Annotated in this window: 5 protein-coding genes and 1 pseudogene; 2 read left to right on the top strand and 4 right to left on the bottom strand. The window is 73.9% G+C overall.

The window, feature by feature from the left end; all coding sequences use genetic code 11:
- Positions 1 to 278: 278 nt before the first annotated feature.
- Positions 279 to 2,333 (bottom strand): restriction endonuclease, encoded by a 2,055-nt coding sequence (locus tag AB8Z36_RS29015; protein ID WP_369216353.1) that lies wholly within the window; start codon positions 2,331 to 2,333, stop codon positions 279 to 281.
- Between the two features lie 213 nt (positions 2,334 to 2,546).
- On the opposite strand from AB8Z36_RS29015, the gene AB8Z36_RS29010 reads away from it, so the two are divergent.
- Positions 2,547 to 3,962 carry a bifunctional transcriptional activator/DNA repair enzyme AdaA gene (locus AB8Z36_RS29010; RefSeq protein ID WP_369216352.1) on the top strand — a complete coding sequence of 472 codons (1,416 nt, stop codon included), beginning with the start codon at positions 2,547 to 2,549 and terminating at the stop codon, positions 3,960 to 3,962.
- A gap of 13 nt (positions 3,963 to 3,975) precedes the next feature.
- Here the strand turns inward: AB8Z36_RS29010 and AB8Z36_RS29005 are convergent, their stop codons facing one another.
- The 3 genes from AB8Z36_RS29005 to AB8Z36_RS28995 all read right to left on the bottom strand — a co-directional run bounded on the left by AB8Z36_RS29005 (position 3,976) and on the right by AB8Z36_RS28995 (position 6,004).
- Entirely contained in the window at positions 3,976 to 4,347 is a 372-nt protein-coding gene (locus tag AB8Z36_RS29005; protein ID WP_369216351.1) for a PPOX class F420-dependent oxidoreductase, read from the bottom strand.
- Positions 4,348 to 4,441: 94 nt separating this feature from the next.
- On the bottom strand, positions 4,442 to 4,924 hold the full coding sequence (locus AB8Z36_RS29000) for a DUF456 domain-containing protein (RefSeq protein WP_369216350.1): 483 nt from the start codon (positions 4,922 to 4,924) through the stop codon (positions 4,442 to 4,444).
- Positions 4,925 to 4,960: 36 nt separating this feature from the next.
- Entirely contained in the window at positions 4,961 to 6,004 is a 1,044-nt protein-coding gene (locus AB8Z36_RS28995; protein WP_369216349.1) for a winged helix-turn-helix transcriptional regulator, read from the bottom strand.
- A gap of 405 nt (positions 6,005 to 6,409) precedes the next feature.
- Here AB8Z36_RS28995 and AB8Z36_RS28990 point away from each other — a divergent pair.
- A pseudogene (locus AB8Z36_RS28990) lies at positions 6,410 to 6,668 on the top strand (protein phosphatase 2C domain-containing protein); the annotation flags it as partial.

Genomic DNA, 6,668 nt, shown 5'->3' with positions numbered 1-6,668 from the left:
CGTGAGGGCCCGCGCGGAACTCCGCCGCGAATGGCGCCTGCGGGGCGCCGAGGGCCGGGCGGCCCTTCAGATCAAGCGGGGGCGCTTGTAGCGGGGGCGCTTCCAGCGGTCCGGGGCGCGGGGCCCCCCCCCCCCCCCCCCCCCCCCCCCCCCCCCCCCCCCCCCCCCCCCCCCCCCCCCCCCCCCCCCCCCCCCCCCCCCCCCCCCCCCTTCGGGTGAGCCCGGAGCCCCGCGCACCCCGCGCTCCGCTGCCGGGCGACGACATCGGCACCCGGCTCTCACTCCACCTCGATGCCGAAGTCCCGCACCAGTTCCTCCAGACCGCCCAGGTAGCCCTTGCCGCCCAGGACGAAGTCCCAGTCGCCGTTCGGCCTGCGGCGGAAGGAGCCGAGCACCAGGGCGGTTTCGCGCGGCCGCCCCTCCGAGACGTCGAGCTCCCCCAGCTCGGTCAGGCCCGGGTCGAGCAGGCGGATACGGGCGTCCGTGAAACCGGAGAGATCCGCGTCCGGATTGGCCTCCGGATCGACCGCGGCCACGAGGACGAACCGGTCGGCCTCGGCAGGCAGCCCGTCGAAGGAGACACAGATCGCGGCCCTGTCGGGCGCGACGGCGGGAAGAGCACGCACCGAGCCGTCCGGCGTCCGGGGATTGTTGAAGAAGACGAAGTGATCGTCGCTGAGTACGCGGTTGCCACGGCAGACGAGCGCACACACGTCCAGGGCGACGTCGCCGCCCCAGGACATGCCCAGGACGTTGTAGTCCTCCGGCAGTTGAGCGGCTGGAGCCGAGGCGGTCGGCCGGGCCGGAGCGCCGCCCTCATCCAGCCGTCCGCGCAGCCCATGGCGATGGAGCAGGTCGACGAGTTCAGGGCCGGATATCAGTTCCAGCGGCTTGCCGTTGGCGAACGTGTGGGAGCCGGGGCCGAAGCCCGACGTCGTCACGAGAACACCCTTGTTGGCGCCGGTGTCCTGAACCGTTCCGTACAGGTCCCGCACCGCGGTGGGCGGCACCGTGTTGCGGTAGCGCTTCACCTGCACGACGATCTTTCCGCCGCGGATCGGAGTCGGATCCAGCGCGTCGACGTCCACACCCCCGTCGTTGGACCGCTGGGTGGTCACCGCCTGCATGCCCATGGCCCGGAAGAGGTCGGCGACGAGTTCCTCGAAGGCTATCGGGTCCATGCTGAACAGGCCCGGCTCCTCGACGTCGCCGTGAGCGATCACGCGGTTCCCGACGTCCTGCGGCCGCCTGCTCGGCCGCACGGGCGTGAGCTGGTCGGGTCGGTTCGAGAGCTGCCCGCGCAACGCGTCGGCGAGACAACTGACCGCGTCCACCTGCGCGAGGTGCAGATCACGGAACGAGGCGCGCGGTGCCATGACGGTCGCGAGGAAGATGTGGCCCGGTCGGCCCGTCGTGGGGTCGTGCCCATCGACGAACCCGTTCAGGGCCACCGACTCAAGCGCACCGTGCTCGTCCGCGGCGTACAGCTCGTGCAGCACGAGGAGCATGCACTGAGCGAGCGCCTCCTTGTACAGAGCCCGGCGCTGGGTGACCGGCCGGGGAGTCTCCTTGTCCTGATCGGCCCCGGACAGGTACCGAACGGCCTTGATCTCCGGCGCGATGCTGTAGGCGGGCAGCTCCCAGTCAAGGACCAACTGGCGGGCCGCCGGATCGTAGGCCGCCACGACCTGGCGGGGGAACGCCTCCGGCCACGCCGTGGAGGCGTAGAGGGCGGCGGAGAGGTACTCGACCACCGCGTCGGGATCGCGGCGTCTCACCCCCTCGGTCAGCGCGACGATGCCCGCGTTGTGCCGCCGTACGTCGGCCAGCTGCGCGTCGGCCCACTGCTGATACTCCCGCTGGTAGGACGCGAGCTGTCGCAGCCGGTGAGCCTCCGCGGCCTGAGCCGCGTGCCAGTCCCGCTCGAAGCGTGCTCTCGCCTCGGCCTGGGCCTGGGCCCTGCGATGCGCCGTCCAGCCGCCCTGGGCCTGATAGCTGTTGAGATCCGGCATGAGGACCGGCTGCGCCAGCGGGCCCGGGGCGAACGGCTGCACTTCCTCGGCTCGCATCAGGGAACTGGCTCTGAAGGCCGGTGCCCGGCAGCCCGAGGCCAGCAGGCCCTGTAAGGACGCGACCTTCGCGTCCAGCTCTTCCGTGCGGCGCAGGGCCTCCGCCTGCCGGTACTCGCGATGGCTCTGGGCAGCTCGCCGCTGATAGGCACGAGCCTCCTGCTCCCGCTGCCTCCGTTGCCTTGCCTCAGCCGCCAGCTGGCGCTGCTGTTGCCGTTGCATTTCGGCCCAGACGCCGACGGAACCAGTAGAGCGACGACTCATGTGCTGCGGGCCCTCCCCGAGACGTTGGCAGCCAAAAGACACCTCGGCCGCCCCCACGACCAGGTACAAGGTGATTTTATCCAGCGAACGCCGTCCCGCATATGCGTGCGTCAAGGGTGACTCCTCGGCCGGGGAGAGCCGTCGCGAGCGGCGTCACCGGCCCGGAGCGTGCTGTCCGAATCCCGCCAGTCGCGCGGCCCTCCCGGCCGCACAATGGAGGGCGTGATCGATGAAGAGACCAGGTACGAAGCCGTGCGGAGCCGGGACGCGCGGTTTGACGGGGCGTTCTTCTTCGCCGTCGAGACCACCGGGATCTACTGCCGGCCCAGCTGTCCCGCCGTCACCCCCAAGCGGCAGAACGTGCGGTTCTACCGGACCGCCGCCGCGGCCCAGACCTCCGGGTTCCGGGCCTGCCGGCGGTGTCGGCCCGATGCCGTGCCCGGGTCCGCCGAGTGGGACGTGCGGGCCGATGTCGTCGGGCGGGCCATGCGCATGATCGGGGACGGGGTCGTGGACCGGGAGGGCGTCCCGGGGCTCGCCGTGCGGCTCGGGTACAGCGCGCGGCAGGTGCAGCGGCAGCTCACCGCCGAGCTGGGCGCCGGGCCCGTCGCGCTCGCGCGGGCGCAGCGGGCCCACACCGCCCGCGTCCTGCTCCAGACCACCGACCTGCCCGTCACCGAGATCGCCTTCGCCGCCGGATTCGCCAGCGTCCGGCAGTTCAACGACACCATCCGCGCCGTGTACGCCCTCACCCCGACCGGGCTCCGCGCCGCCGCTCCCCGCAAGGGGGCCGCGCGCGCCACCCCGTCCGCCGGTGTTCCGCTCCGGCTCGCCCACCGGGGGCCCTACCAGGCCGCCGCTGTCTTCGACCTGCTCGCGGACGAGGCCGTGGGCGGGGTGGAGGAGGTCACGGGGGAGCGTGGCGGCCGTACGTACCGGCGTACGCTGCGGCTGCCCCACGGGACCGGCATCGTGGCCGTGCACGAGGCGTACTCCGCCGCCGCCGTCCACCGCGGCGGCTGGCTCGACGCCCGGCTGCACCTCTTCGACCTGCGGGATCTCACCACCGCCGTGCAGCGCCTGCGCCGCCTGTTCGACCTGGACGCCGACCCGTACGCCGTGGACGAGCGGCTCGGCGCCGACCCCCGGCTCGCCCCGCTCGTCGCCGCCCGTCCTGGGCTGCGCTCGCCGGGCGCCGCCGACCCGGAGGAGTTCGCCGTGCGCGCCCTCGTCGGGCGGGCGGGCGCCGAACGGCTCGTCGAGCGGTACGGGCAAGCCCTCGACGCCCCGTGCGGGGGGCTGAGTCATGTTTTCCCGGGGCACGAAGCGCTGGTCGCCGAGGGGGGAGCCGTCGGAGCGCTCGCCGCCGCGCTCGGTGACGGCAGCCTCCGCCTCGACGCCGGGGCCGACCGCGGCCGGGCCGGGGCCGCCCTCGCCGCACTGCCCGGCATGGACCCCCGTACGGCCGCGTTCATCCGCATGCGGGCGCTCGGCGACCCCGACGTCGCCCCGCCCGGCGAACCCGAACCCGTCCGCGACGCCTGGCGCCCCTGGCGCTCCTACGCCCTGCGCCACCTCCGGGCGGAGGCCCAGGAGACCAGGGGCAGGGGGGCCATGGAAGTCCCCTGACCGGCCGTCGGCGCTACCTCTCCTCAAGGCCCCAGCTGTGGATGCGCCTCGGGTGGATGCGGATCAGCTCCTCGCTGAAGTGCGGGCCCAAGTCGTGCGGGCCCGTCAGGAGTTCCGCGTCGCCCCGGATGTCGATGCCCCGCACCCGCCACGGCTTCAGGCTCACGATGTCGTCGACGACCAGCGACACCTTCGGATTCGCCCGGAGGTTGCGCCACTTCTTGGTGATGCCCAGGGCGTGGCCGCCGACCAGGATCGTGCCGTCGTCCTGCGGGAAGAAGCCGACGGGGTTCGCCTGCGGCTGGCCCTTCGGGTCGACCGTCGCCATGCGCCCCAGGCGCTGGGACTTGAGGTACGCGCGCTCGGCTTCGCTGAATTCGGTCATGCGGGGAGCCTCGCACGACTGGCGGGGCCCGGGGGTCCAACCCCCGAACACGCCCGGCCGCCCCCACGAACACCGCCGCCGCTCACGCCCGTGCTCAGCCCCAGAACACCGCCCCCAGCCACGCCCCCAAAATCAGCAGGCACGCGAACAGCTCGGTCAGCACGCTCGTACCGCCGTTGCGCATGGCCGTGCGCGTGGCCGTCACCGCCTCGCCGTGGCCGCCGAGCCGCAGGCGCTCCCCGGCGTAGATCCCGCCGACGAAGCCGGGCAGCGCGCCGAGGACCGGGATCACAAGGAAGCCGAGCAGCGCCCCGGCCCCCGCGAAGAAGGCCATGCGGCGGGTCGCACCGCTCGCCCGCAGCCGCCGCGGGGGCAGTTGCCAGCGCACCGCCTGCGCCGCGAGCAGCACCACGGACGCGCCGACGAGGACCGCCCAGGCGAGGGCGTTCGGGTCCTGAAGGGCCCACCACAGGACGGCGGCCCACACCAGCCACGGCCCCGGCACCCCGGGCACCAGCACTCCGCACAGGCCGAGCAGCATCACCACCGCGACCAGCAGGAGCTCCCAGACTCCCATCACACCAGGGTGCAGGAGATCCGGGGAAAGCGCAGGTCAGATTAGTCCCGGCGCGGGTGGGGCCCCAGACGGCGGCCGGTCGTCGGCCGGGTGGGCCCGGCGTGCCACCCAGTCACGTTCGTACGCGTGCCAGCCCAGTTGCAGCCGCGTCGTCACGCCCGTCAGCTCCATCAGCCGCTTCACCCGGCGCTGGACCGTACGCAGCCCCAGATCGAGCTGCTTGGCGACGCTCGCGTCGGTCAGGCCCGCGAGGAGCAGGGAGAGGATCTGCAGGTCGGTACCGTCGGGGGCGTCGGGGCCCTGCTCGGCGAGCGTACGGCCGTCCTCCCCGATGCGCAGCGGCAGCGCGTCCCGCCAGACCGCCTCGAACAGGCCCGAGAGGGATTCGAGGAGGCCGCTCGCGTGCACCACGAGCGCGGCGGGCTCGACGGTGCGCGAGGTCAGCGGGACCATCGCCAGGGTGCCGTCGGAGATGACCAGCTTGGTGGGGACGCGGTCCACCACCCGCACCTGCTCGGCACGGCCGATCGCCGCCGCGAGCTCGGTGAGGCCGGTGGGAAGGTGCAGGACCGAGCGCTCCACCACCACGCGGTAGCGCACACCGCGGTCGGCGGCCTGCTCCTCGGCGCTGTTCTCCGTGCCGGAGACCACGATCGGCCTGCCGGTCACCAGCGCGCACACCTCGTGGCCCGCCGCGAGCTGGAGCTGGAGGAAGCGCTGCGCGACGGCCGCCGCCCCCGTCACCACCTCGACGAGGTCGTGGACGGCCGGCTCGGCGGCCTGCGCGCGGTACTCCTCGGCGAGCAGCGTCGCCGCCAGCTCCGCCTTCTCCAGTTCGTGCCGCCGCTGGGTGAGGAGCGCGCCGAGCGCCACACCGGGCGGTGCCGCCACCCAGCGGCCCGCACGGCCCGAGGCCTGGGCGGCCAGTCCGTGCCGCTCCAGACGGCGCAGCGCCCGCTCGGTCTCCGGCTCGGCGAGGGCGAGCCTGCGCGCCAGGTCCGGCACGTCGGCGGCGCCCACCGCCACCAGGGCCCGGTACGCCGACTCGTGCGTCTCGTCCAGACCTATCGCTGCCAGCATCCGGCGACGTCCCTCCCCAGGCTCCGGTCCGGCGGTCCCATGGCGGGAAACAGCCACGGCGCAAACCCGCCCCGGTCCATCATGGCCTGCGGTTCCGCATGCCCGTCCACCCCTGGGAGGATCGATGCGCCCGCGAAGGCCGGTACGCGGATTGAGCCCGCCGCGACAGGGCACCCGGGGTGGGCGACTCCGGCACACAGACCGTGGCCCGCGCCTACGCCGTGCGGTGGCCACACCGGCACCGCCGGGCGGGCTCCCCGTGGGGGGTGGGTCCGTCCGGCGGGTTCCGGCGTCCGCGACGCGGCCCCTGTCGTGCCCGGAGACGCGGCCCCTGTCGTGCCCAGAAGGGTCGGAATTTCCGGAAGAACCGTTTTCGTGCGGCCTGCGCGGTGGAAAATTAGGGACATGAGCCAGCAGGGGGAGAGGCACACCGGCCGCGACGACGACTGGTGGGGGCAGCTTTACGACGACGCCGAGCAGGACACGGGTCCGACACCGGCGCCGGACACCCTGGACGACCGGTTCGCCTCGGCGGCGGACGCGGTGCAGCCGGAGTCGGCGCAGTCGGACGCCGTGCAGGAGGAACTGCCCGCCCAGCGCTCCGGTCCCGGTGATCTGCCGGGCGACGGCGACGGCGACGGCTCCGGGACTGAGGGGCCCGCGC

This window comes from Streptomyces flavofungini, assembly GCF_041028215.1.
GTDB lineage: Bacteria > Actinomycetota > Actinomycetes > Streptomycetales > Streptomycetaceae > Streptomyces > Streptomyces flavofungini_B.
Note: the sequence above shows the minus strand (reverse complement) of the source record. Positions and strands in the feature narration are given on the sequence as shown.